The 23,265-nt window shown below is 73.5% G+C and carries 24 protein-coding genes; 13 read left to right on the forward strand and 11 right to left on the reverse strand.

Features of this window, described 5'->3' with window-relative positions:
• The first annotated feature begins 160 nt into the window (after positions 1-160).
• Together AB0M99_RS35270 and AB0M99_RS35275 are read left to right on the forward strand one after the other, a co-directional pair.
• Positions 161-913, forward strand: coding sequence for a polymorphic toxin-type HINT domain-containing protein (locus AB0M99_RS35270; protein WP_365927910.1), 753 nt, complete (start codon positions 161-163; stop codon positions 911-913).
• A 75-nt stretch (positions 914-988) separates the two neighbouring features.
• Positions 989-1,279, forward strand: coding sequence for a hypothetical protein (locus tag AB0M99_RS35275; RefSeq protein WP_365927912.1), 291 nt, complete (start codon positions 989-991; stop codon positions 1,277-1,279).
• A gap of 745 nt (positions 1,280-2,024) precedes the next feature.
• Here AB0M99_RS35275 and AB0M99_RS35280 read toward each other — a convergent pair.
• Positions 2,025-4,904 carry a LuxR C-terminal-related transcriptional regulator gene (locus tag AB0M99_RS35280; protein WP_365927914.1) on the reverse strand — a complete coding sequence of 960 codons (2,880 nt, stop codon included), beginning with the start codon at positions 4,902-4,904 and terminating at the stop codon, positions 2,025-2,027.
• 131 nt (positions 4,905-5,035) lie between these two features.
• Here AB0M99_RS35280 and AB0M99_RS35285 point away from each other — a divergent pair, with 131 nt between their 5' ends.
• Positions 5,036-5,395 carry a VOC family protein gene (locus AB0M99_RS35285; RefSeq protein WP_365927916.1) on the forward strand — a complete coding sequence of 120 codons (360 nt, stop codon included), beginning with the start codon at positions 5,036-5,038 and terminating at the stop codon, positions 5,393-5,395.
• The gene (locus AB0M99_RS35290) at positions 5,392-5,859 is read left to right on the forward strand and encodes a pyridoxamine 5'-phosphate oxidase family protein (protein ID WP_365927918.1); all 468 of its coding nucleotides are present in this window, start codon (positions 5,392-5,394) and stop codon (positions 5,857-5,859) included. Before AB0M99_RS35285 ends, AB0M99_RS35290 begins: the two co-directional genes overlap by 4 nt.
• A 162-nt stretch (positions 5,860-6,021) precedes the next feature.
• Here AB0M99_RS35290 and AB0M99_RS35295 read toward each other — a convergent pair whose 3' ends face one another.
• Positions 6,022-7,191, reverse strand: a complete 1,170-nt coding sequence (locus AB0M99_RS35295; RefSeq protein WP_365927920.1) for a glutamate--cysteine ligase — start codon at positions 7,189-7,191, stop codon at positions 6,022-6,024.
• A 216-nt stretch (positions 7,192-7,407) separates the two neighbouring features.
• Here AB0M99_RS35295 and AB0M99_RS35300 point away from each other — a divergent pair, with 216 nt between their 5' ends.
• The gene (locus AB0M99_RS35300) at positions 7,408-8,718 is read left to right on the forward strand and encodes an MFS transporter (protein WP_365927922.1); all 1,311 of its coding nucleotides are present in this window, start codon (positions 7,408-7,410) and stop codon (positions 8,716-8,718) included.
• Positions 8,719-8,759: 41 nt separating this feature from the next.
• Here the strand turns inward: AB0M99_RS35300 and AB0M99_RS35305 are convergent, their stop codons facing one another.
• Positions 8,760-9,125: a cupin domain-containing protein gene (locus AB0M99_RS35305; RefSeq protein WP_365927924.1), complete on the reverse strand. Its 366-nt coding sequence runs from the start codon at positions 9,123-9,125 to the stop codon at positions 8,760-8,762.
• A 48-nt stretch (positions 9,126-9,173) separates the two neighbouring features.
• On the opposite strand from AB0M99_RS35305, the gene AB0M99_RS35310 reads away from it, so the two are divergent.
• On the forward strand, positions 9,174-10,067 hold the full coding sequence (locus AB0M99_RS35310) for an AraC family transcriptional regulator (protein WP_365927926.1): 894 nt from the start codon (positions 9,174-9,176) through the stop codon (positions 10,065-10,067).
• On the opposite strand, the gene AB0M99_RS35315 is transcribed toward AB0M99_RS35310, so the two are convergent.
• Positions 10,068-11,411, reverse strand: a complete 1,344-nt coding sequence (locus AB0M99_RS35315; protein ID WP_365927928.1) for a carboxyl transferase domain-containing protein — start codon at positions 11,409-11,411, stop codon at positions 10,068-10,070.
• Positions 11,412-11,558: 147 nt separating this feature from the next.
• Positions 11,559-12,197 (reverse strand): LysE family transporter, encoded by a 639-nt coding sequence (locus AB0M99_RS35320; RefSeq protein WP_365927930.1) that lies wholly within the window; start codon positions 12,195-12,197, stop codon positions 11,559-11,561.
• 69 nt (positions 12,198-12,266) lie between these two features.
• Between AB0M99_RS35320 and AB0M99_RS35325 the strand changes: the two genes are divergently transcribed.
• Positions 12,267-12,707 (forward strand): Lrp/AsnC family transcriptional regulator, encoded by a 441-nt coding sequence (locus tag AB0M99_RS35325; RefSeq protein WP_365927932.1) that lies wholly within the window; start codon positions 12,267-12,269, stop codon positions 12,705-12,707.
• Between the two features lie 30 nt (positions 12,708-12,737).
• Here the strand turns inward: AB0M99_RS35325 and AB0M99_RS35330 are convergent, their stop codons facing one another.
• Together AB0M99_RS35330 and AB0M99_RS35335 are read right to left on the reverse strand one after the other, a co-directional pair.
• On the reverse strand, positions 12,738-14,291 hold the full coding sequence (locus AB0M99_RS35330; protein ID WP_365927934.1) for a GAF domain-containing protein: 1,554 nt from the start codon (positions 14,289-14,291) through the stop codon (positions 12,738-12,740).
• The gene (locus AB0M99_RS35335; RefSeq protein ID WP_365927936.1) at positions 14,288-15,325 is read right to left on the reverse strand and encodes a rod shape-determining protein; all 1,038 of its coding nucleotides are present in this window, start codon (positions 15,323-15,325) and stop codon (positions 14,288-14,290) included. The genes AB0M99_RS35330 and AB0M99_RS35335 overlap by 4 nt, the downstream gene beginning before the upstream one ends.
• Positions 15,326-15,557: 232 nt before the next feature.
• Here AB0M99_RS35335 and AB0M99_RS35340 point away from each other — a divergent pair, with 232 nt between their 5' ends.
• Positions 15,558-16,268 carry a triacylglycerol lipase gene (locus tag AB0M99_RS35340; RefSeq protein WP_365927938.1) on the forward strand — a complete coding sequence of 237 codons (711 nt, stop codon included), beginning with the start codon at positions 15,558-15,560 and terminating at the stop codon, positions 16,266-16,268.
• A 13-nt stretch (positions 16,269-16,281) separates the two neighbouring features.
• On the opposite strand, the gene AB0M99_RS35345 is transcribed toward AB0M99_RS35340, so the two are convergent.
• The gene (locus AB0M99_RS35345; RefSeq protein WP_365927940.1) at positions 16,282-16,896 is read right to left on the reverse strand and encodes a hypothetical protein; all 615 of its coding nucleotides are present in this window, start codon (positions 16,894-16,896) and stop codon (positions 16,282-16,284) included.
• Positions 16,897-16,974: 78 nt separating this feature from the next.
• Here AB0M99_RS35345 and AB0M99_RS35350 point away from each other — a divergent pair, with 78 nt between their 5' ends.
• Positions 16,975-17,697 (forward strand): hypothetical protein, encoded by a 723-nt coding sequence (locus tag AB0M99_RS35350; protein WP_365927942.1) that lies wholly within the window; start codon positions 16,975-16,977, stop codon positions 17,695-17,697.
• 9 nt (positions 17,698-17,706) lie between these two features.
• On the opposite strand, the gene AB0M99_RS35355 is transcribed toward AB0M99_RS35350, so the two are convergent.
• Positions 17,707-18,129, reverse strand: coding sequence for a MarR family transcriptional regulator (locus AB0M99_RS35355; protein WP_365927944.1), 423 nt, complete (start codon positions 18,127-18,129; stop codon positions 17,707-17,709).
• Positions 18,130-18,226: 97 nt separating this feature from the next.
• On the opposite strand from AB0M99_RS35355, the gene AB0M99_RS35360 reads away from it, so the two are divergent.
• From AB0M99_RS35360 to AB0M99_RS35370, 3 genes are all read left to right on the forward strand, one after another.
• Positions 18,227-19,246, forward strand: a complete 1,020-nt coding sequence (locus AB0M99_RS35360) for an NADP-dependent oxidoreductase (RefSeq protein WP_365927946.1) — start codon at positions 18,227-18,229, stop codon at positions 19,244-19,246.
• Between the two features lie 64 nt (positions 19,247-19,310).
• Positions 19,311-19,733: an organic hydroperoxide resistance protein gene (locus AB0M99_RS35365; protein WP_365927948.1), complete on the forward strand. Its 423-nt coding sequence runs from the start codon at positions 19,311-19,313 to the stop codon at positions 19,731-19,733.
• A gap of 77 nt (positions 19,734-19,810) precedes the next feature.
• Positions 19,811-20,692: an EI24 domain-containing protein gene (locus AB0M99_RS35370; protein ID WP_365927950.1), complete on the forward strand. Its 882-nt coding sequence runs from the start codon at positions 19,811-19,813 to the stop codon at positions 20,690-20,692.
• 24 nt (positions 20,693-20,716) lie between these two features.
• Here the strand turns inward: AB0M99_RS35370 and AB0M99_RS35375 are convergent, their stop codons facing one another.
• A complete protein-coding gene (locus AB0M99_RS35375; protein WP_365927952.1) occupies positions 20,717-21,559 on the reverse strand; it encodes a patatin-like phospholipase family protein in 843 nt (280 codons plus the stop codon).
• Between the two features lie 101 nt (positions 21,560-21,660).
• On the opposite strand from AB0M99_RS35375, the gene AB0M99_RS35380 reads away from it, so the two are divergent.
• Complete coding sequence (locus AB0M99_RS35380) at positions 21,661-22,338, forward strand: helix-turn-helix domain-containing protein (protein WP_365927954.1); 678 nt, start codon at positions 21,661-21,663, stop codon at positions 22,336-22,338.
• 18 nt (positions 22,339-22,356) lie between these two features.
• Here AB0M99_RS35380 and AB0M99_RS35385 read toward each other — a convergent pair whose 3' ends face one another.
• A complete protein-coding gene (locus tag AB0M99_RS35385; RefSeq protein ID WP_365927956.1) occupies positions 22,357-23,073 on the reverse strand; it encodes a carbon-nitrogen hydrolase family protein in 717 nt (238 codons plus the stop codon).
• Between the last annotated feature and the right edge of the window lie 192 nt (positions 23,074-23,265).

Below are 23,265 nucleotides of genomic sequence, written 5' to 3' on the forward strand. Positions count from 1 at the left end.
GAGCTTCGTTGCGTCCGGCGTGTCCAAACTGAAGGTCCGCCACACGGCTGTGACCTGCCGCTTCTCCTCACAGCCAAGACTATGAATCAGCCCTGCCTCACGAGCACGGAGCATCTTCAGAAAGGGATGCAACTCGTTCTCTCCAGATACCCCCGTCCTCATGGCGGATGGAAGGTACCTGGCAATTGCTGATGTGCAAATCGGGGACTACGTTCAATCTGTCGACCCCGAAACCGGCGAAGCGTCAGCCGAGCCGGTACTAGACGTCATCATCGGGCACGGCACGAAAAACCTCATCAATATTGATGACGATGCGGATCCATCGAACGGATACCTAGAAGCCACGGCGGAACATCCCATGTGGGTTCTTGGCCAAGGGTGGACGAACGCCGAGAATGTCCCCCCCGGGGACAGCCTTGTAGACTCCGGTGGAAAGGGAAGCCGGGTCTTCACTGTTTTCAACCGAGGGCCTGTAGCCGACCAGACTGTCTTCAATCTGACAGTAGGAAATCTTCATACCTTCATCGTGTGGATCGGCAGCAGCAGCACGGTCGTCCACAATTCGGCTGAATTTCAAGAGTGTAAAATCCCGACGCGCATGAGGGGTGGCGACGGAATCTTCTCTCCCGGTCGGTTCGCCCGTAAGGGGATCATGGCCCCCAGCTCGGCGCAGAGGTTCAGTAAGGGTATGTACCGCGCTATCACCAAACTGGGGCAACGGTACGGCTGTCACCGCTGTGGAGTGAAGGTATCCGGTCGGAAGACCGGATTCTTTACCCCCGATCATTGGCCAGCCAACGCAGTCCTGAAAAAAATGGGCCTACTGGGAAGAAGGCGACAGATGCTACTTCCCCACTGTAAGGTCTGTTCGGATCTGCAAATGCAGGCCATGAGTAGGCACAGCAGGAGTTGATAGAATGAGAGGGTCTCACCTCGAGGGCGAGACCCTCTCGTTCCGTTTCGAGTCAAGCGAAGCCAGGAGTCACGCGTGGACATCCAAATTGATGCCATCGGAAACATCGATGGAGAGGCTCTGTCGCAAGCCATCTGTGAATTCCTGGGGGTGTTTTGTAATGTACCCCAGATGATCGACAGTGATTCCTGGGAAATCGCAATCATCAGCGATCCCAATGAGAGTGGCGCCTTCGAAGAATGGGCTGTTCAATGCTACCCTGATTCGACTCTTGGACCTGAAGAGGTCAATCGAGTAGTTGAATTCATCAAGTCCTCGCTCCAGTCCTTGGGTGCCGCGGATATCAGAGTTGGCGAGATTTCGTGAAAGTTCGACCAGGCGTCAGAGTCTGAATTCCGGCCCACCGTGTGACCGTCGCCCTGCGGTAGAGAAAACAGAAGAGGTGCCCACTGACTCGCGACGATGGGTTCCTATGCTTCCATCAGGCGCGATTGGTGAGGACTCGATCCTTTCACGGGAATCGAGTCTCCGCCGAACCCGGATCGGTTCAGTGCATACGTGCACTGGCCGCGCGCTTTGCGCTCGGTCAGGGTTCCAAAGGCCTTGCAGTCCAACTGCCTCCGGACGGCCGCGACTGGTGAGGGCCGGATGCGCGGCCGCCGTTAGTTGTGTGTGTTCGCGCCCGAGGGTCCGAGCACACAGGCGCGGCACACGCAACGTAATTGCGCGCAGCGGCCGAACATGGGCCGGGGTGTGGGCAGCCCATGGCTACCCACGCAGTGATTCGGGGATGCTGGCGGGGACATAGTCTTCCTGAGTTCCGCGGGTCCGGTTGGAGTGCGGGAGATAGGGGAAGTGGTGTGGCGAACACCTAACAGCCCCCGATTGAGCAGGATCGAGGAGGGCGCAGCCGGATGGAAACGGATAGATATGTCCGATCCTTCGGCATCTTCGCAGGTGAGACGTGTCACTGAAATGGGTTCGAGTCCCACCCGCCCCACTGCGGGCCAGGTCAGCAGAAACGTTGCGCCTGGCCGGTCAGGTGCCCCGCCCGGGCTTGCCGGGCGGGGCACCTTTTCGTTTTCGGGCGTCGTCGTCGCCGTCGTCTGAACTACCCGACAGCCGTGGGGGCGAGGCCGAGGGTCCTGAGGGCGGCCGCGCCCGTCTCGGTGCGTACGCCGCCGGACAGCAGGAGCGTGCGCGCCGACTGGTACGGGCAGCCGGCCGCGGCGAAGGACTCCGCCGTGGCGAGCAGGCGCGGCAGGTCGTCGTCGAGCAAGGCCCGGGCCCGGTCCAGTTGGGCGGTGGCCACCGGGTTGCCGGCGACCACGGGGCGGGCGGCGTCGATCCGGCGGCGGGCGTCCGGGTGGCCGGCGAGTACCGACGCCTCCGCGCGGAGCGCCACGTACCAGTGCAGCCAGATCCAGCTGACCCACTTCCACACCCGGTCCGGCTCCGGCGCGAGCCGCTCCAGGGCCGCCGGAGCGTCCCCTTGGTGGAGCAGGACCATGGCGTCGAAGACCGCGCCGTAGCCGTGGTGGTGCTCCGGTGCGGTGCCCGCCTCGTCGACGACGGCGAGCCAGGCCGTACGGGCGGCGCGGTCGCCGCGCAGGCCGTGGACCATCGCGACCGAGGCGGCGGCCGGGCCGAGCGAGAACGAGCGCCGGCGGCCGGTGCGCTCCCACGCGTCGAGGAACCTCACGCTGCCGGTGAGCACCTCGTCGGCGCGGCCCGCGAACGCGTCCGCGACGAGCAGCCAGGACGTGGCGTAGTGGCCCGCCTCGGCCAGCAGCGGCTGGTCGGCGAGCTGCCCGCCCCACCGGCGGGCCTGCGGCAACTCGCCGGTGCCGACGGCGGTTCCGGCGGCCATGGCGAGGGCGTCGGTCAGCTCGTGCGTACTGGCCGGGGTGGCCGGCGCCGAAGCCAGTACGTCGAGCCGCCGCCGGGCCGCGTCAGCCGCGGCGAAGGCCTCGCCGGCCCAGCTCTGCGCACCGGAGAGCGCGTCGAGGGCGGCCGACTCCGCCACCGGGTCGCCCGCGCGGCGGGCCAGCCCCACCGCCCGCTCGGCGAACGCCACCGTCTGCGCCGCCGTGTTGTCCGAGTCACCCTGGACCGCGCCGAACGCGTCCGCGACCACCGCCGCCTCCGCCAGCGCGACGGCCGCCTCGGCGGCCGGGTCGCCGCCGGACAGCTCCCGCGCCGCCGCGAGCAGGGCGGTCACCTCGGCCGCGGGGGGAACCACCGCGAACGCGCTGGAGAAGCGGTACGCGACGGTGGCCGCGGCCGCGAGGTCGCGGCAGGCGCCGGCGGCGTCCCCGGCCCGCCGGGCGGCCTCCCCGGCGGCCCGGTGCAGCCGGTACATGTCGTCCCCGACCCTCCGACACCCGGCCACCCCGGCAGCCCGCCGCAACGCCCAGGCCGCGCCCCGCTCCTCCGCGGCCCCGGCCCCGGCGTCGGCGCGCGAGGTTCCGGCATCCGGGGCGCCGCCGGAGGTAACCGGGGCGGCGGTGGTGGAGGCCAGGGTGGCTGCCTGTTCGTACAGTTGCTGGGACTCGCCGAGGAGGTTGCGGGTGAAGGCCAGTCCCGCCGTGGTCGAGGCGAGGCGGTGGGCGTCCGCGCGGCGCTCCGGGCGGGCGGCGGCCCAGGCGAGGGCGGCGCGGAGGTCCTCCGCCACCGCGTCGAACCGGGCGCGCCAGCCCGGCCCGCCGGCACCCGCTCCGCCGAGGGCGGCCGCGCCGGCCGCGCACCAGCCCAGGTGCCGGGACCGGACCTCCGCCGACTCGCCCGCGTCGGCGAGCCGCTCCGTCCCGTACTGGCGGATGGTCTCCAGCGCCCGGTACCGGGTACCGGCCGCGGACGGCTCCACCGCGAGCAGGCTCTGCTCGGCGAGCCTGCCGAGCCCGTCGGCCACCGCCGCCGGATCCAGCGGCCCGAACCCGGCGACCTCGGCGGCCGCCCCGGCGGTGAACGGCGCGACGAACACCGACACCCGCCGCAGCAGCGCCCGCTCCTGAGGCTCCAGCAGGTCATGGCTCCAGTCCAGCACCGCCCGCACCGACCGGTGCCGGTCGGCGGCGCGGGGTCCGCCGGCGAGGGACCGCAGCGGGTCGCGGAGCGCGGCCGCCAGCCCGTCCGGCCCGAGCGTCGGCCACCGCGCCGCCGCCAGCTCGATCGCCAGCGCCATGCCGTCGAGCCGCTCGCAGATGGCCTCGACCCGGTCGCGCACGTCCGGATCCGGCGCCCGGCCGACCGCCGCCGCCCGGTCCATGAACAGGGCCACGGCGTCCGACTCGCCGCCGCCGGCCCGCGACAGCGGCGGCACCGGGTAGACCCACTCGAACGGCACCATCAGCCGGGCCCGGCTCGTCGCGAGCACCCGCACCCGCGGGCAGGCCGTCAACAGCCGTTCCAGGAACGGGGCGGCCCCGCCCAGCACCTGCTCGCAGTTGTCCAGCACCAGCAGCACCTGCCGGTCCGCCAGCGCGGCCAGCACCGCGTCGTCGATGCCCCGCCCGGGCTGCTCGCCCACACCCGCGGCCGCCGCGACCGCCGCCCCCACCCGCGCCGGATCGGTGACCGGGACCAGGTCGACGAACCACACCCCGTCGGCGAACTCGTCCGCCGCCTGCGCCGCGACCGCCAGCGCGAGCCGAGTCTTGCCCACCCCGCCCGGACCGACCGCAGTCACCTGACGGTGCGTCTTCAACGCCTCGGCCAGCTCCCCGCGCTCCCGCGCCCGGCCGACGAACGCCGTCAGGGGCTCCGGGAGCACCGGCGCGGAGCGCGACCGCTCGGCGCGTACGAGCTCGGCCGCGCGCCGCGAGAGGGCCCGCCGGTCCGGCACCTCCAGCTTGCGCAGCAGTGAGGAGACGTGCGACTCGACCGTCCGCACGGAGATGAAGAGCCGCGCGGCGATCTCCGCGTTGCTGAGGAACTCCCCGAGCAGCGCGAGCACTTCGGCCTCCCGGGCCGAGATCACTGAACTGGACACGGGCCCATTATCCGTAGCGCTCTCCGTGGTCACCACGGAGGCGGACCGGACCCCCGCCGGGAGAACCTGTGACCACAGAGAGGGAGCGGGTCCGAGACGGCGACCCGCTCCTCGCGAACACTGGAGTGACCATGACCACCAGCTCTTCCACCCTGGGTATCAAGACCGTGCTGCACCCCGTGTCCGACCTGGCGGAGGCCAAGGCCGTGTACGCGGCCCTGCTCGGCGTCGCGCCGCAGACCGACACCCCGTACTACGTCGGCTTCGAGGCCGGGGGCCAGCACATCGGGCTGGTGCCGAGCGGCGCACCGCAGGCCCCGAGCGCGTCGCTGGCCTACTGGCACGTCCCGGACATCGAGGCGAAGCTGGCCGAGCTGACCGCCGCGGGCGCCACCGTGGGCCAGCCCGCGCAGGACGTCGGCGGCGGCCGGCTGGTGGCCACCGTCACCGACCTCGACGGCAACGTCCTCGGCCTGATCCAGGACCGATGAGCAGCGGGCCGAAGGGCGACGCGCCCCGCCCCCGCGAACGGCGCATGCGCGACACCGAGCACCGGCTCACCCACGACATCGACGTCTGGGTGGCCAGTGCCTCGGCGGACGGCGTGCCGTACCTGGTGCCGCTGTCCTTCGACTGGGACGGCGGGGCGCTGCTGGTGGCCACCCCGGCGGACAGCCCGACCGGCCGCAACCTGGCCGCCACCCGGGCCGCCCGCCTGGCGCTGGGCCACACCCGCGACGTGTCCATGATCGAGGGCGAGGTCGAGGTCCTGGAGATGGACGCGCTGCCGCGGGAGCGGGGCGACCGGTTCGCCGCGCGCACCGGCTTCGACCCGCGCGCGTCGGCGACCCCGTACCGCTGGTTCCGCATCACCCCGCGCCGAGTCCAGGCCTGGCGCGAGGTGAACGAGCTGTCCGGCCGCGAGCTGATGCGCGACGGCCGACGGCTGGTCTGAGGCCCGGTCCAGCGCCTGGTCCGAGACCCGGCCCGAAGCCCGGCCCGAAGCCCGGCCCGAGGCCCGTACGGTCGCGCCGTCCGGGGACCAGGACACCGCGGGGCCGCAGGTGCGCGGACGGCCGCACCCACGGCTTCAGCGTGTTCCGGCTCCCCTCGCGCGCTAGAAGTTCTCCGTCTCGTCCGCCAAGTGCCGCAGTACGTCGGTCAGGTCCCCGCGGCGGGCGAACGCCGTGCGCTGGCGGTGGGCGCCCGAGCCGTCGCGGAGCAGGCCCGCCAGGGTCCCGGCAGCGTGGTCGAGGTCGCCCGCGGACGCCAGTTCCGGGGCCACCAGGTCCAGCAACGCCTCCGCCAGGTCCGCCGCGGGGAGCTCGGCGCCCGTGTACGGGTCGAGCCCGAAGCCCTCCAGGCCGTCGTGGGCCGCACGCCACCGCGCGAGCCGCAGTACGTCCTCCCGCAGGGCGGGCTCGGGACGCTGCTCGGCGACCTCGCGCAGCGCCGTCGCCACCAGGGCGCGGGCCAGTTCCGCCTGGAGGATGGCCGTGTCTATGTACGGGGACATGTCCGGCGCCCGGAGCTCCAGCGTCGGCCAGTTCCCGGACGGGCGGAGGTCCCAGTAGACCATCTTCGTGTCCAGGGCCGCCCCGGAGCCGAGCAGGGTCTGCACCGAGCGCCGGAAGTGGGCCGTGGACGTGAAGTGCGGGGGCAGGCCCGCGGAGGGCCAGCCCGACCAGGCCATCGCCCGCCAGCTGGCGTGGCCGGTGTCGCGGCCGTTCCAGAAGGGCGAGTTGGCCGCCAGCGCGATCAGCGTGGGCAGCCATGGTCTGACCCGGTTGGACACCGCGACCGCGGTATCCACGTCCAGCGTGCCGATGTGGATGTGGCGGCCGCAGCTGACGAGGGTGTCGGTGAGCGCGCCGAAGCGGCGGTGCTGCTCGCGCTGGCGCGGCTCGTCGTCGGTCAGGTGCAGCGGGCCCTCCACGGCGTGGACGGGCGAGGGCGCGGCCAGGAGTCGGCAGCCGTGGGCGCGGGCCGCCTGGGCGAGGGTGCGCCGCAGGCCGGCGAGCTCTCTGCGCAGGGTCACCGCGGAGTCGGCCACCGGCGTGGAGATCTCCACCTGGTAGCGGGTGCCCTCGGGGTGCAGTTCGTGGGGGAGTCCGGCGGCCGTGGCGAGGACGAGCGGGGCGGCCGGGACCACTCGGAGGGTGCGGGTGTCGACGAGGAGGAACTCCTCCTCGACCCCGACCGTGAGCGGGACCGTACCGGGCGTCGAACTCGTGCCTGAACTCGTGCCTGAACTCGTGCTCGTGGTGCTGGTGCCAGGTTTGATCACTACGCCTCCCTGGACATACGAGTCTTTTCATCATGAGCTGAACACCAGGGGAGGAGCGCACGTCGATTCGGTCAAAAGTCCGGTGATAGTGGCGGGTTAGCGGCAAGCGCGGCCCCGTCCCGGGACGGCAGGTCCGGGTGGGACGGCTGTTGCACGAGCGTGAACCGGGAGAAAAAACCCCGCCGGGCTCCGAAGGGCCGCTGGTTATCATCCGCTGTGACCCGTACGAGCGTTCCCACCCGCCCCCGGCGGCGAATACTCGCCGACATCACGCCGCTGAGATCCTCCCCGGACTTCCGCCGGCTGTGGGTCGGCGCCACCATCTCCCGGCTCGGCCAGGCGATGAGCGCCCTCGCCATCTCGCTCCAGGTCTACGCCATCACGGGGTCCAGCTTCTCCGTCGGACTCGTCGGGCTCTTCTCCCTCGTCCCCCTCGTCGCCTTGGGCCTGTACGGCGGGGCCATCGCCGACACCGTGGACCGGCGTACGCTCGGGCTCTACAGCTCCCTGGGCCTGGCCGCCCTCTCGATCGCGCTGGCCGCCGCCGCACTGTTCGACTACCACCGGGTCTGGCTCCTGTACACGGTCGTCGCGCTCCAGGCGGCGTGCGGGGCGCTCAACGGCCCGGCCCGGGCCGCGATGATCCCGCGGTTGATAGCGCCCGAGCAGCTGCCCGCCGCCAACGCGCTCAACTCGGCGGCCATGACCTTCGGGATGATGACCGGTCCGGCGCTCGGCGGCCTCATCGTCGGCTGGTGGGGCTACCAGGCGGCGTACCTGATCGACGCGGTGACCTTCTGCGCCTCCCTCTACGCGATGTGGCGGCTGCCGTCGATGCGGCCCGAGCGGGGGGCCGGCTCGTCCGGTGAGCCCGAGCCCGAGCCCGGTCGGCCCGGGTCGCCGGAGAAGCGCGGCCGGGCCTCCGTGCTCGACGGCCTGCGCTTCCTCGGGAGTCGGCCCAACATCCGGATGAACTTCTTCTGCGACATGGCCGCCATGGTGCTGGCCCAGCCGAAGGCGCTGTTCCCGGCCATCGCGGTGCTCTGGTACGGCGGCGACGCCAAGACCGTCGGCCTGCTGGTGACCGCGCCCGCCGTCGGGGCGCTGCTGGGCGGGCTGCTCTCCGGCTGGCAGGGGCGCATCCACCGGCAGGGGCTGGCGATCCTGCTCTCCGTCGGCGGGTGGGGGCTGGCCATCGCCGCCTTCGGGCTGACCCGCAACCTCTGGCTCGGGCTGTTCTTCCTCGCCCTCGCGGGGTGCGCGGACAGCGTGTCGATGGTGTTCCGCTCCACGATGATGCAGGCCGCGACCCCCGACGACATGCGCGGCCGGCTCCAGGGGGTCTTCATCGTGGTCGTCGCGGGCGGGCCCCGGCTCGGGGACTTCCTCGCCGGGACCGCCGCCGACCTTTTCTCCCCGGCCGTGGCGATCACGGGCGGCGGGGTCGGGTGCGTGCTGGTGCTCGGGCTGCTGGCCGCGCGGTGGCGCGGCTTCGCCCGGTACGACGCGCGCTCGCCGCAGCCCTGAGCCGGGGCCGAGCGGCCCCGGCCCACGGCCCGGAGCCCGGCTCAGGCGTCGACCGGCTCCCGGGTGCGGTCGCCGCCCGCGTCGCCGGTGTTCACCGTGCCGGCCGGCTCGAACAGCAGGATCGCCGCCTCCGCATCGGCCTGCGGGCAGTGCTCCACCCCGCGCGGGACGACGTATATCTCCCCGGGGCCGAGGACCACTTCCCCGTCGCGGAGGCGGATGGTGAGGGTGCCGGAGACCACGAGGAAGAGCTCGTCGGTGTCCTCGTGGGCGTGCCAGACGAACTCGCCCTGGAGCTTGGCGATCTTGACCTCGTAGTCGTTGACGCGGGCGATGCGGCGGGGCGCCCACTGCTCGTCGAACTCGGACAGCTTCCGCACGATGTTCACTGGCTGGTGTGTGGTCATGGGTCCAGGCTTCCCGGCCGGCCGCCGCCGGTCTTGTACGTTCCTGACATGGCCGCGATACGTCCGTCCAGCACCGTCTCCGCCTGGCAGCCACCGGTGCCGGGCATCGCCGAGGTGTTCCACGCCCGCTTCACCGAGCACGCGTACCCGGCCCACGTCCACGACACCTGGGCGCTGATGATCCTGGACGGCGGCCGCGTGGACTTCGGCCTCGACCGGGAGCGCCACGGCCTGGGCGTGTCCGACACCGTGGTGCTGCTGCCGCCCGGGGTGGTGCACGACGGCCGGACCGTCACGGAGGCCGGTTTCCGCAAGCGGGTGCTCTACCTCGACACCTCCGTACTGCCCGAGGCCCTGACCGGGGCCGCCGTGGACACGCCGCTGCTGGCCGACGCCGCACTGCGCGACCGCGTCCACGGGCTGCACCGGGCGCTGGGCCCGCCGGACCTGCCCGCCGGGGCGGTGGACCTGCTGGAGGCGCAGTCGCGGCTCGCCTTCGTACGGGAACGGCTGCGCGGCCGGCTGGAGGGGCGCGGCGCGGGGCACGAGACCCTTTCGTACGGGGTCCCGGACACGCGCACCGCTGCCCGACTGCGCGAGCTGCTCGATGCGCGGGTAGTCGGCGGGATCACCCTCCAGGAGGCGTCCGCCGTACTGGGACACGCCCATCCCACCCACCTGATCCGCAGCTTCCGGCAGGCGTTCGGGCTGCCGCCGCACGCGTACCTGACCGGGCGGCGGGTAGCGGTGGCGCGGCGGCTGCTCCTGGCCGGGATGCCGCCGGCGCAGGCGGCGACGGAGGCCGGGTTCTACGACCAGGCCCACCTGACGCGGCACTTCCGGCGGCACGTGGGGACCGGCCCGGCGCGCTTCGCCCGGTCCGCCCGGTCCGCCCGGGCGAACCAGGACCTCCAGGAACCCCAGCGCCCCCAGCGCCCCTAGCTAGGCCTTCGGCCCGACCACGCCGCGGGCCACCCCCAGGGCCACCAGGTCCTGCGGGCGGATGCGGAGCTGGTCCGCCGTCGCCGGGGCGGCCTCCGCGGGGCGCTTGAGGATCGCCGCCGCCAACTCCGGGGCGATGACCGAGAAGTAGCTGTCCGGGGTGACCCAGGTGTTCCCCGGGGCGGCCAGGGCGAGGGCCCCGCCCGAGCCGCCTTCGCCGATGAGGAGGGTGGTCACGGGCACCGCGGCCGCCGCGACGGCCGCGAAGGTGTCGGCGATGGCGGCGCCCGCGCCCGCGTGTTCGGCGGCGGCGTCGTTGGCCGCGCCCGGGGTGTCGACCAGGGTGAGGACGGGGATGCCGAGCCGGTCCGCGAGGCGGATCACCCGGGCCGCCGTCCGGTAGCCCGCCGGGCGGGTCGCGGTGCCGCACTGGGCGGCGTACGCCACGGCCCGGCCTTCCCGCAGCCCGAACCCGCACAGCATTCCGGGGTCGGTGCCGCCCGCGCGGTCGCCGGAGAGCGGCAGGCGCAGCTCGAAGTACGCGTCGAGGTACGCCCCGGCATGCGGCCGCCCGGGCTGCCGGGCCTGCCGGACGGCGTCCCAGCCGGTCGCGGGCGGCGCCACGTCGGCCAGCGCGGCCGGGGGCTCGACGGGCCCGGCGGCGCGGGGCGCGGTCAGGACGCGGAGCCAGTCCGCCAGGGCCGCGGGCATGTCCGCGGCGGGCACGACGGCGTCCACGTGCCCGGCCGCGTACTGCCCCTCGGCGGTGTACGCCGCCGGATCCGCGTCGGCCGGCCGCACCCGGGAGCCGGCGAAGCCGACCTGGGTTCCGGGGAGCGCGAGGACGACGTCGGCCCCGGCCCCGAGGGTGGCCCAGCCGCCGCCGGTGGTGGGGTCGCGGAGCACGGCGAGCTGTGGGAGCCCCGCGGCCCGGGTGAGGACGCACTGGCGGGCCACGCGCTGGAGCTGGGTCAGCGCGAGCATGCCCTCCTGCATCCGGGAGCCGCCGGTGGCGATCAGGGAGACGAGGGGGAGGCGCTGCTCGCGGGCGTGCGCGTACGCGGCTTCGAGCCGGTCGCCGGTGCGTTCGCCGAGGGAGCCGCCGAGGAAGCCGAACTCGAAGGAGATCACGGTGGCCCGGCGGCCGCCGAGCAGGGCCGTGCCGGTGACCACGGACTCCCGCTCGCCGGTCCGCGCGGCGGCGCGCTCGCGGGAGTCGTCGTACCCGCTCCAGCCGAGGGGCCCGTCGGGGGCGGATTCCCTGTGCGGGGCCGGGAGTTCGGTGAAACTCCCGGGGTCGGTCACGGAGGCGATGGCCGCGCGGGCCGAGAGGCGGGTCGTCACGCAGCCACCCTAGGCGGTGACGGGGCCCCGGGCCTGTCTCCTGGATCACACCTGGCCCGCAAGTCGACCGGCCTTCGCGGGACTTGCCGCACGTCCGACGGCGGCGCACGTCCGACGGCGGCGCGCGTTCGACGGCGGCGCGCGGCGCTACGGCAGCGGGAAGGCGATTTTCATGGCGTAGGCGGCGACCAGGCCGTATCCGAGGCGGAAGGTCCAGGTGCGGGCGGTGGCGGAGATCCGGCCGGCCGCGACGGCGCCGATGGTCACCAGCGCCTGCTGCCAGAGGAGCGAGGCGAGGCCGACGCCGACGAGGAAGGCGGCCCCGGCGCCGCCGCCGCGCAGGCTCGCGCCCTGGGCGGTGGTGAGCGCGGCGAAGTAGAGCGCGGTGGTGGGGTTGACCGCCGTCAGGCCGACGTACTTGGCGAACGCCCGCCACGGCCCGGGGACCGCACCGGGCGCCACCGGCGCGCCGGAAGCGGACGCGGCCGGGTCCGGGGCGCGGGAGGCGAGGAGGCCGTGGGCGGCGATGGCCAGGAGGATCGCCGCCGAGGCGAGGCGGACCCAGGCCTCGACCGTGGAGACGTGCGAGGCGACCCAGGGGCCCAGGGCGGTGGCCAGGGCCGCGTACCCGAGGTCCACGGTCGCGATGCCCGCCGCCGCGGCCATCGCCGTGCGGCGCTCCCGCATCGCCTCCTGGAGCAGCAGCACGCTCATCGCGCCCATGGGCATCGCCACGCCCAGGCCGGCGGCGGCGCCGGCCAGGGCCGGTGTCAGCAGTTCGTTCATGGGGCGAGGGTCCCCGTCCGGGCCCGGGGAACGGGCACGCTCAACGGCGCCGGCTGCGAGAATCGCGGTGTGGACGGCCTCGACAGGGAAATCCTCGGGATCCTGCAGCAGGATGCGCGGATCTCGTACCGGGATCTGGGCGTCCGTGTGGGGCTCAGCGCCAATGCCACCGCGGACCGGGTGCGGCGGATGCGGCGCGACGGCGTGATCCGGGGGTTCACCGTCGTGGTGGATCCCGCCGCGGACACCAGGGGCGGGCTGGTCGTCTTCATCGACCTCACCCTCCGCCAGGACACCACCAACGAGGAGTTCGAGCAGCGGGTCGCCAAGCTGCCGGGCATCACCGAGGTGGTGCACGTGACGGGGGAGTACGACTACCTCGTACGGGCCCGGGCGGCCGACCCGGCGGCGCTCGACTCCCTGCTGCGCCGGCTCAAGCGCGAGGCCGGGGTGGCCCAGTCCAGCACCCGGATCGCCCTGCGGGCCGCCACCCGGCCCGGCCAGCCCTGACCCCGGGCCGGGGCGCCACGCCCGGCAGGGCTACAGCGCCGCCTCCCACGTCACGGTCGTACCCCGGGTGCCGGCCTCGGTGCGGCCGTCGTCCGCCACCGTGAGGCGCGCCCGGGCCGGCGACGCGTCCACCTCCACGTCGATGGAGGTGACCTCGCTGCGCCGGTGCGCCGCGGCCAGCGCACCGCGCAGCGCCGCCAGCAGGTCTCCCGCCACCGGGTCCGGGAGCAGGGCGTCCACCGCGCCCGAGAAGTGCACCGACGGCTGGAAGCCGAGCAGGACCGCGGCGCCGCCCGTCTCCCGCAGGACCCGGCCCCGGAAGGTGGTCGGGGCGTCGGTCGGCGGCTGCTGGAGGGCGAAGATGGCGGTGCGGACCTCCTGGATCGTGGAGTCCAGCTCGTCCACCGCCCGGCCGAGCTCCTCGCCCACGGTGTCGGTGTCATCGGGCTGCGCGTTCGAGGAGCGGCGCCGGGTGCTCTCCAGCATCATCTCGGTGGCGAACAGCCGCTGCACCACGAGGTCGTGCAGGTCCCGCGCGATCCGGTCGCGGTCCTCGTAGACGGCGAGCTGCTCCCGGTCGTGCTGGGCGTCCGCCAGTACGAGGGCCAGCGCGGCCTGGGAGGCGAACTGCGAGGCCAGCAGCCGGTCGACCGCGTCGTACGCCGGGCCGCCCCGGGCCCTCGGCAGGGCCAGGGTGCCGATCAGCTGGCCGCCGCTCTGCAGCGGCAGCATCATGCTGGGGCCGAAGCGCTCCCGTACGTGCGTGGTCATCCGGGGATCCGTCGCCGAGTCCTCTATGAAGACCGGCTCGCCGCCGAGGAGTTGTTCCAGCACGGGCGAGCCGGGCGCGATGGCCGTGCCCACCAGGTCCCCGGGGTCCCCGTGCGTGGAGGCGGCCACGATCTCCATCCCGCCCTCCGGGGTCGGCTGGAGGACCACGCCGGCCGCCGCGTCTGCCAGCAGCCGGGCCCGTTCGGCCACGCACATCAGCGCGTCCGCGGCCGGGCGGCCCGCGAGCAGGGTGGTGGTCACCGCGGCGGCGCCCTCGATCCAGCGCTCCCGGCGGCGCGCGGTCTCGTACAGCCGGGCGTTGCCGATCGCTATGCCCGCCTGGGAGGCCAGGACGCGCAGCAGTGCGAGGTCCTCGTCGGTGAAGGGGCCGCCGCCGCGCTTCTCGGTGAGGTAGAGGTTGCCGAAGACCTCGGTGTGCACCCGGATCGGGACGCCGAGGAAGCTGCGCATCGGGGGATGGCCCGGCGGCAGGCCCGCCGACCGGGGGTCCTTGGTGAGGTCGGCCACCATCAGCGGGCGCGGGTCGCTGACGAGTGCGCCGAGCAGGCCGGAGCGGCCGTCCGGCAGTCGGGGGATCGCGGCCCGTTCGGCCTCGGTCAGGCCGGCCGTGAACAGTTCGGTCAGCCGGACGCGCTCGGGGTCCACGACCCCGAGCGCGCCGTAGCGTGCCGCGCAGAGCTCGGTCGCCGAGTCGACGATGTGCTGGAGGGTGGCGTGCAGCTCCAGTTCGGAGCCGACGCTCAGGACCGCCTCCAGCAGGACCGGCAGGCTCGACGACTCGTGCTGCGTCATTCGGCCAGCGGGTTCAGGACCATGGGGGCGATCTTTCCTTCGAGCATCATGCCGAGACCCAGGACGGCGCAGACGTCCGGCCGCTCCGCGATGGCCACGGGCATTCCGGTGGCGTCGCGCAGCATCTGGTCCAGGCCCGGCAGCAGGGCGCTGCCGCCCACCATCATGATCCCCCGGTCCGTCAGGTCGGCGACCAGGTCGGGCGGGCAGTCCCGCAGGACCTTGCCGATGCCGTCGAGCACGGCGGTCAGCGGGGTGTGGATGGCGTCGCGGACGGCGGCGGTGTCCACGTGCACGGAGCGGGCGAGGCCGGTGGCCACGTCGCGGCCGTGGATCAGGGTGGAGGCCGGGCCCTCGGCGGTGATGCCGTTGCCGTGCAGGGCCAGTTGGAGCGGGCGGACGGCCTGGCTGGGCAGCATCAGCTCGTGCGCGTGGCGCAGGTGCTGGACCACCGCGTGGTCGATGGCCTCGCCGCCGACCGGGATCCGCTCGGCGGTGACGATCGAGCCGAGGGAGAGGACGGCGACCTGGGTGGCGGCGGCCCCGCACACCATGATCATCGTCGCGGTCGGCTGCTCCACGGGCAGGCCGCAGCCGACGGCCGCCGCGATCAGGGTGTCGACCAGCTCGACGCGGCGGGCGCCGAGCCCGACGAGGGTCTCCACCGCGGCCCGCTGGGCCAGCGGGTCCGCGTCGTGCGGGGTGCAGGCGGCGGCCCGCAGCCGCGGCTTGCGGCGCAGGGCGCGCCGGAGCTTCTCGCCCAGGAGGTGGCGCAGCATGCGCTGGGCCATCTCGATGTCCACGACGGTGCCGCCGGAGACGGGGCGCACGACCCGGATGTAGTCGGGCGTGCGGCCGGTCATCCGCTCGGCGAAGGTGCCGACGGCGATGAGCGCGCCGGTCCGTGTGTTCACCGCGGCAACGCTGGGCTCGTCCACCACCAGGCCCGCGCCCTTGACGTACACGCGGGTCCGGGCCGCTCCGAGGTCGACGGCGACGTGGCAGCGGCGCAACTGCTCAAGACTGACGGTCACGGCAGATCCTCCCGAGAGCGCGAACCAAGAAGACCGGCGGAGTGCCGGCCACATTTCGTATCTTCTCGGGTCCGATAGGCGGATTGCCCGATTTGATGCTCCGGCCGGGGGGTGTCGTCGGGCACCGAAGGGGCTCTCGGGGTGCTGCACGGGGGTGGATTTCTGTACCGACAGGCACGACGATGCCCGCACCGCACACGCTACCCATGCGTAACAAGGTAAAGGGGACTCGATGCTGACGGCCCGCCAGAGACTGCTCGCACTCCTGACGCTCTGCCTGGCGCTGATCGCGCCCTTCCCGGCCCACGCCGCCGAACGGGTCACGCTCCAGGCCGCTGACCAGGCGTCATCGCGCAATCCGGTGGTCTTCGTACACGGCTACAACGCCGATCCGGGCGTCTGGGGCGCGCTGCGCGAGGACCTGCGCGCCGACGGGTACACCGACTCCGAGCTCTTCTCGTTCGGGTACGACACCCACCAGTCCGTCAACGAGGTCCTGGCCGGGCAGCTCGGCGCGTACGTCGACCAGGTCCGCCGGCAGACCGGCGCCGCGAAGGTGGACGTGGTCGCGCACTCGTTCGGCTCGCTCGTCAGCCGCTGGTACGTGAAGTTCGGCGGCGGCGACCGCACCGTGGACCACTGGGTCTCGCTGGCCGGGCCCAACCGCGGCACCTCCACCGCCTGGGCCTGCGCCCTGTGGGACCAGGCGTGCCGGGACATGACGCCCGGGTCGTACGTGGTGAAGAACCTCAACTCCGGCGACGAGACCCCCGGCGCGGTCGAGTACGCGACCTTCTGGTCGAACTGCGACGAGGTCATCAACCCCGACAGCAGCGTCCCGCTGACCGGGGCGGCCAACACGCCGGTCGGCTGCCTGGGGCACAACGACCTGCTGGGCGACGACGGCACCTCGGCCGGCGTACGGGCCTTCCTGCGCACCTAGGGGGTGTCTGGCGCTACGGGGCGCCGCCGTACGGGGTGCCACCGGCGGCGTCCTCGAACGAGACCCGCTGGAGCAGGCCGTACGTGAACTCCGCCACGCACGGCCCGCCCCCCGCCGCGAACGCGAGGCGCCAGCGGGTCGGCGCGGTGCCCTCCATCGGGCGGACCGGGGCGAAGGCCCGCGCCACCTCGTCCACCGTCGCCGACCAGGGCCGCAGGTCCTGCGGAGACTCCAGTACGGGCCCCCGCGCGCCCGGGGCCCGGACCAGCCACTCGTTCCACACCGCCCCGTCGGGCGCGGCCAGCACCTCGAAGCGCAGGTCGGGCCAGAGGGGCACCGGCCACAGCAGGGCCTCGCACTCCAGATCGCCGATCGTGCGACGTTCGGCGGACTCGGGCGGGCCGAGCACCGACCGGTAGCGGGCCAGCGCCCCGCGGGACCTCGGGGCGCGGACCATCGCCTGCCAGCGCTTGTTCGCCTCCCGCTGCTCGGCGAGCGTGACGCCGAGCCGGTGGCGGGCCTCCTCGGCCAGGCCTGGCTGGAAGTCGGCCATCCTGCGCAGCAGGACCAGCTGGAAGGCGGCGGGACCGAAGGGACCCCGGGCACCCGGGGCCGGGTTCGCTGTCATGGAGTCAACGATTCCACACAGGATCCTTACTTCTCCGGGATACGGATGTTGCCCGGGACCACGTAGCCTGCGGGCCCTATGAACTACTGCCCCGCCTGTCGGAGGCACCTCAACGGCGCGCTGGCGTGCGCCGGATGCGGTACCCCGGCCGAGTACCTGATACCCGCCGCGCCCGCGGGGTTCTCCGCCCCGGTGGCGGAGCCCGCGGCCCAGCCCACGCTGGCCGATGTGTACGCGGACTCGCTCGTGGTGCTGTCCGTGCCGAACGAGCGCAGGGCCGGTGCGCGCCGCCGCGTCACGCACCGCAGGCGCCGCCGGACCGTGCTGACCATGGGGCTCGGGCTGCTGCTCGCGACCGCGGGCTCGCTGGCGGTGGCCAAGATGGCCACCGACGGGCAGCGGTCCGACCGCGCGGCCACGGTGGTGCTGACCGACGACGGCCCGAAGCAGCCGGACGCCCTGCCGAGCCGGGAACAGGCCCCCGCCGCGCCGTCGGCGCTGCCCTCGGGGAAGGCCGCCGGGAGCGCGAAGGCCACCGCCGGCGCCACGAAGACGGCCGGGCCGGGGAGCACCGCCGGGGGCAGCCAGGCTCCCGGGCCGGTGGGGTCGGCCTCCGCGTCGGGCAGGCCGGGGCCGGGCCAGGGCACTCCCGGGCCCGGGGGAACCGTAAATCCCACGGCGTCGGGACAGCCCGCGCCGAGCACCTCCGGTACGCCGTCGCCGCCCGGGACGCCCCCGCAGCCGCAGCCCACGCCGAAGCCGAGCAAGAGCTGCGTGTTCTGGATCTTCGGCTGCTCCTGAGCGGCCGGCTCAGCCCAGCATCCGCCTGAGCAGGTCCCGCAGGACCGCACGCTCGGCCGCGCTCAGACCGGCCAGCGGCTCGCGCGCGAAGTCCAGCGACTCGCGCAGCCGGTCCGCGGTCCGCAGGCCCTCCTCGGTGGGGGCGGCCAGCTTCACCCGGCGGTCGGCCGGGTCCGGGCGGCGCTCGACCAGGCCCCGGCTCTCCAGGCGGTCCACGATGCCGGTGATGTTGGAGGGCTCGCACTTCAGCTTCTGCGCGATCTTGCGCATCGCCGTCGGCTCGTACGACAGCAGGTTCAGCACCCGCGCCTGGGCGCCGGTGAGCTGGTGGCTGGCGGCCGCGTGCTCGTACTCCTCGTGGTAGCGGGCCACGACGTCGCCGATGAGCTCGACGACCTCAAGGGTCAGGGGGTCTGCGCGACGAGTGGGCATGGAGTCAGCGTACCCATTTACTTGACAACATGAAATATGCAGGCGCATGGTTGTTTCATCCACTGAAGCATTTCCTCCCTCACCCCAGGAGCGCCGCATGTCCGAGATCCCCGCCGTCAGCCGCGAGTGGCACCTCGTCCGCCGCCCGCAGGGCTGGCCCGTCGCCGAGGACTTCGCCCTGCGCGAGGCGCCGGTCACGGCCCCGGCCGCCGGCCGGATCCTCGTGCGCAACCTCCACATGTCCGTGGACCCGTACATGCGCGGCCGGATGAACGACGTGAAGTCGTACGTCCCGCCCTTCCAGCTCGACAAGCCCATGGACGGCGGCGCGGTCGGCGAGGTCGTGGCCTCCGCGGACGAGCGCTTCGCGGTCGGCGACCACGTCCTGCACGGGCTGGGCTGGCGGGAGTACGCGGACGTCGACGCCCAGCACGCCACCAAGGTGGACGGCTCCCTCGCCCCGCTCTCCACGTACCTCGGCGTGCTCGGCATGCCCGGTCTGACCGCCTACGCCGGCCTCTTCGAGGTCGCCTCCTTCAAGGAGGGCGACTCCGTCTTCGTCTCCGGCGCGGCGGGCGCGGTCGGCAGCCTCGTCGGGCAGTTCGCGAAGATCAAGGGCGCCTCCGCGGTGATCGGCTCCGCCGGCTCCGACGAGAAGGTGACGCTGCTCACGGAGAAGTACGGCTTCGACTCCGCCTTCAACTACAAGAACGGCCCCGTCGGCGGGCAGCTGAAGGAGGCCGCGCCCGAGGGCATCGACGTCTACTTCGACAACGTCGGCGGCGACCACCTGGAGGCCGCCATCTCCTCCCTGAAGGTGCACGGCCGGGCCACCCTGTGCGGGGCCATCGCCCAGTACAACGCCACCGAGCCCACCCCCGGTCCGCGCAACCTCGCCCTGGTCATCGGCAAGCGGCTGCGCCTCCAGGGCGTGCTGGTCGGCGACCACGCCGGGCTGCAGCAGCAGTTCGTCCAGGACGTGGCCGGCTGGCTGCGCTCAGGCGAGCTGCGGTACGACGAAACGGTCTTCGACGGCATCGAGAACGCGACGTCCGCCTTCCTCGGGATGCTGCGCGGCGAGAACACCGGAAAGATGATCGTTTCCTTCACCGGTTAGGCTCACTGCACACCGTTGCGATCGTGGGCGCGAGTCGCGGCGATTACCAGGAGGATTTCCTTACATGTCCATCCAGCAGTCCGATGTCGCGTACACCGCTGTCGCCACCGCCGAGAACGGCCGTGACGGCCGCGTCGCCACCAACGACGGCCAGCTCGACGTCGTCGTGAACCCGCCGAAGGAGCTCGGCGGCAGCGGCGCCGGCACCAACCCGGAGCAGCTCTTCGCCGCCGGCTACAGCGCCTGCTTCCAGGGCGCCCTGGGCGTCGTCGCGAAGAACGAGAACGCCGACATCTCCGGCTCCACCGTCACCGCCGAGGTCGGCATCGGCAAGAACGACGAGGGCTTCGGCCTGATCGTCAAGATCTCCGCCGTGATCCCGAACGTGGACGCCGCCACCGCCAAGGACCTCATCGAGAAGGCCCACCAGGTCTGCCCGTACTCCAAGGCGACCCGCGGCAACATCACGGTCGAGCTCGCCGTCTGATCTCGCGCCCGCTCCCCGAAGGCCGCACCCGGACACCCGGGTGCGGCCTTCGCCGTTCCCCGACTTAAGCTGGAACCATGCGTGATCTTGCGGGGGGATTCGGCTATCTGCTGGCCGGCCAGCGATGGGTGCTCGGGCACGGCAAGTGGCTCGGCTTCGGGCTGCTGCCCGGGCTGGTGTCACTGGTGCTGTACGCCGGCGCGCTGATCGGGCTCGGCTACGGCGCCGACGACCTGACCGCCTGGGCCACGCCCTTCGCCGACGGCTGGTCCTCGCCGTGGCTCGGCCTCTTCCGCGGGTTCCTGACCGCCCTGGTCTTCTGCCTCGGGCTGTTCCTCGCGGTGATCACCTTCACCGCCGTGACCCTGCTGATCGGCCAGCCGTTCTACGAGTCCCTCTCGGAGCAGGTCGACCGCAGCGAGGGCGGCGAGGTGCCCGGCTCCGGGCTCTCGCTCTGGCAGGAGCTGTGGATCGCGGCCCGTGACAGCCTGCGGATCCTGGGGCGGGTGCTGCTGTACGGGATCCTGCTCTTCGCCCTCGGGTTCATCCCGGTGATCGGCCAGACCGTGGTCCCGGTCCTCGGGTTCTGCGTCTCCGGCTACTTCCTGACCCAGGAGCTCACCTCCGTCGCGCTCCAGCGGCGCCGGGTGGACCTGCGCGGGCAGCTCGCGCTGCTGCGGTCGCGGCGGATGCTGGTGCTCGGCTTCGGGGTGCCGCTGGTGCTGGCGTTCCTGGTGCCGCTGGTGGCGGTCTTCCTGATGCCCGGCGCGGTGGCCGGGGCGACGCTGATGGCCCGGGACCTGATGCCCGAGCAGGAGCAGGCCGGGGAGCCCGCCGAGGGGCGGGCGGCCGAGGAGCCGGCCGGACGGCAGGCCGAGGGGCAGACCGGGGCACCGGCCCACGGGCCGGCCGGGGGCGGCGCGGCGGGCTCCGGACCGAAGTCCCTGTCGGCCTGGTAGGCCGTCCGGGAGCCGGCCGGCGGATCAGTCCTGCCAGACGGCGCGCACGGCTTCCGCGCACGCGGCGGCCTGGATCCGGCCCGCCCGGGCGGCGGCGGGGCCGCGCGTCCGGTCCAGCATGTTGCGGCCGAAGGCCCGCCGGGCGGCGCGGTCCGGGGACAGTACGGCCACCAGCGACCCCTCCCGCTCCAGTTCGGCGCCCTGCTCGTGGGCACCGGGGTGCGGCCCGACCGCCTTGGGGATCGGGGTGATCGCCACGATGCGCCGGTGGCCCCGGGCGAGGTGGACGTTGCCGGTGGAGCGGCTGCCGCCGTCCATCCAGCGGCTTCCCGCGACCGAGACGGGCGGCCACACCACCGGAACCGCGCAGCTCGCCGCCACCGCCTCGTGCAGGGTGACGCCCGAGGCCGCGTCGAAGGCCCTGAGTTCCCCCGTCCGCGCCTCGACCGCCGTCAGCCGCAGGTCGCGCCCGGGCCACTGGGGCACCTCGCCCCCCAGCAGCGTGGCGACCGTGTCGAAGACGGCCGCCTCGGGGACCGTACGGGAGGCCAGCGCCGCTCGTCCGAGCCGCCGCACGGAGCGCTCGGGGTCGCGCGAACCGAGCGCGGCCCAGAGGAACGCGGCGGTCTGGCGGGCGGTGACGGTGACGTCGACCGTGCGGTGCCCGGCGCGGTTCTCGGCGTAGAGCTCCTCGACCGGGACGCCCGTGGCGATCCGGGTGGCGATGACCGCTCCCGCGGAGGTGCCGATGAGCACGTCGGCGCGGGAGAGGTCGAGGCCGGCCTCGGCCAGTCCGGCCAGCATGCCGACCGTCCAGGCGCCGCCCGCGGTTCCGCCGCCGCCCAGCACCAAAGCCGTGTCCGCCATGGCCGTCACCCCTCCCGATGAACCGGGGAGTGCTCCCCGTTTGAGTTTCCGACGATAGCATCGGTACCGGGGAATGGTCCCCGTTACTTCGAGGAGTGGCGATGGCAGTCGGCGAAGAACGGCCCGCGAAGCGGGCCGCACCGGTACGGCGCGACGCGCGGCGCAACCGCGAACTGCTCGTCGAGGCGGCGCGCGAGGCCTTCGCGTCCCAGGGGTTGGAGGCCCCGCTCGACGACATCGCCCGCCGGGCCGGGGTCGGCAACGCCACGCTCTACCGGCACTTCCCCAGCCGCGCCGCGCTCGTCGACGAGGTCTTCCGGGACGCGCTGGCCGGCACGGTGGCCGCGGGGGACCGGGCGCGGGACGCGGCGGACGCCTGGGAGGGGCTCACCGGCTACCTCGACGTGGTGTTCGCGGTACTGGCCGCCGACCGGGGCACCAACGACCTGATGACCACGGGAGTGGAGGGCGTGCGCTCCCTCGACGCCGTCCACGCCCACAACCGGGAGACGATGGACCTGCTGATCGGCCGCGCGCAGCGGGAAGGGTCGGTACGGGTCGACGTCGTCACGGAGGACCTGCTGCTGACCCTGGCCGCACTCGGCCGCGCCGTCCCGGCCCTGGCGGCCACCGCCCCGGACGGCTGGCGCCGCCCCCTCGCGCTCTTCCTGGACGGCCTGCGCGCGAGCGCCCCGGCCGGTCCGCTGCCCGGCCCCGCCCTCACCGGCGCCGAACTCGGCGCCGTGCTCCGGGACCTGGGCCCGCACCGTGCCAAGTAGCCGCACACAGCCACCGGTTCAGGCGCCGACCTCCGCCGTCGCGACCGACGGCGTACGGTCGTCCGCCTCGGCCAGCAGCGCCCCGCCCGGCGCCCACACGGCGGCGCCGCCGCAGCCCGTCCACGGCCCGGCCGGGCCGACGTGGTTGGCCAGCGCCACGTACATGCCGTGGTCCCGCGCGATCCCGGGGTGGACGGCTGCGCGTTCGCGGATGCCGTCGCCGGTCCCGTACAGCGAGGAGGCCAGGTGGACCCGGCAGCCGGCCGCCGCGCCCGCGCCGGGCACCTCCGGGAAGTGGTTGTCGTAGCAGATGCCCAAGGAGAAGCGGATCCCGCCGAGTTCGAAGCGCCCGGGGTGCTCGCCCGCCGCGAATACGCCCTGCTCCTGCTGGTACAGGTGCCGTTTGGTGTACGTCGTCACGTGCGCGCCGTCGGCGTCGTGGACCAGGGTCGCGATGACGGGCCGCCGCGGGTCGGGGGAGCGCAGGGCGACATTGACGGCGGTGGCGATACCGGCGCCGCGGACCGCGTCGAGCCGCGGGTCCTCGGCGCCGGCCAGCCACAGCCCCGGATCGGCGGCGATGGCCTCCAACTCGTAGCCGGTCAGGGTGAGCTCGGGGAACACCACCAGCCCGGCCCCCTGCTCCCGGGCCTGCCGGGCAAGGCCCGCGGCCTGCGCGGCGTTGGCCGCCTGGTCGGCGGGGACGCAGTTCATCTGCGCGGCGGCGATCTTCACCCGCCCAGCATGCCACCCGCCACTCGGCCCGTACGCCCCACCGCCCGGTCGGCCGCCACGGCGCTCGCCTTCCGCCCGGAGCCTGCGTACCGACAGTGTGAGGTGGGCCGCCGGGCGAGGTGCCAGCCTGTGGGGCTGGTCCTTTTCCCAGCGACCTCCTCCCGAACCCGTCGTGCGACGTTAATCGCAACG

Source organism: Streptomyces sp. NPDC051183 (genome assembly GCF_040682455.1).
GTDB lineage: Bacteria > Actinomycetota > Actinomycetes > Streptomycetales > Streptomycetaceae > Streptomyces.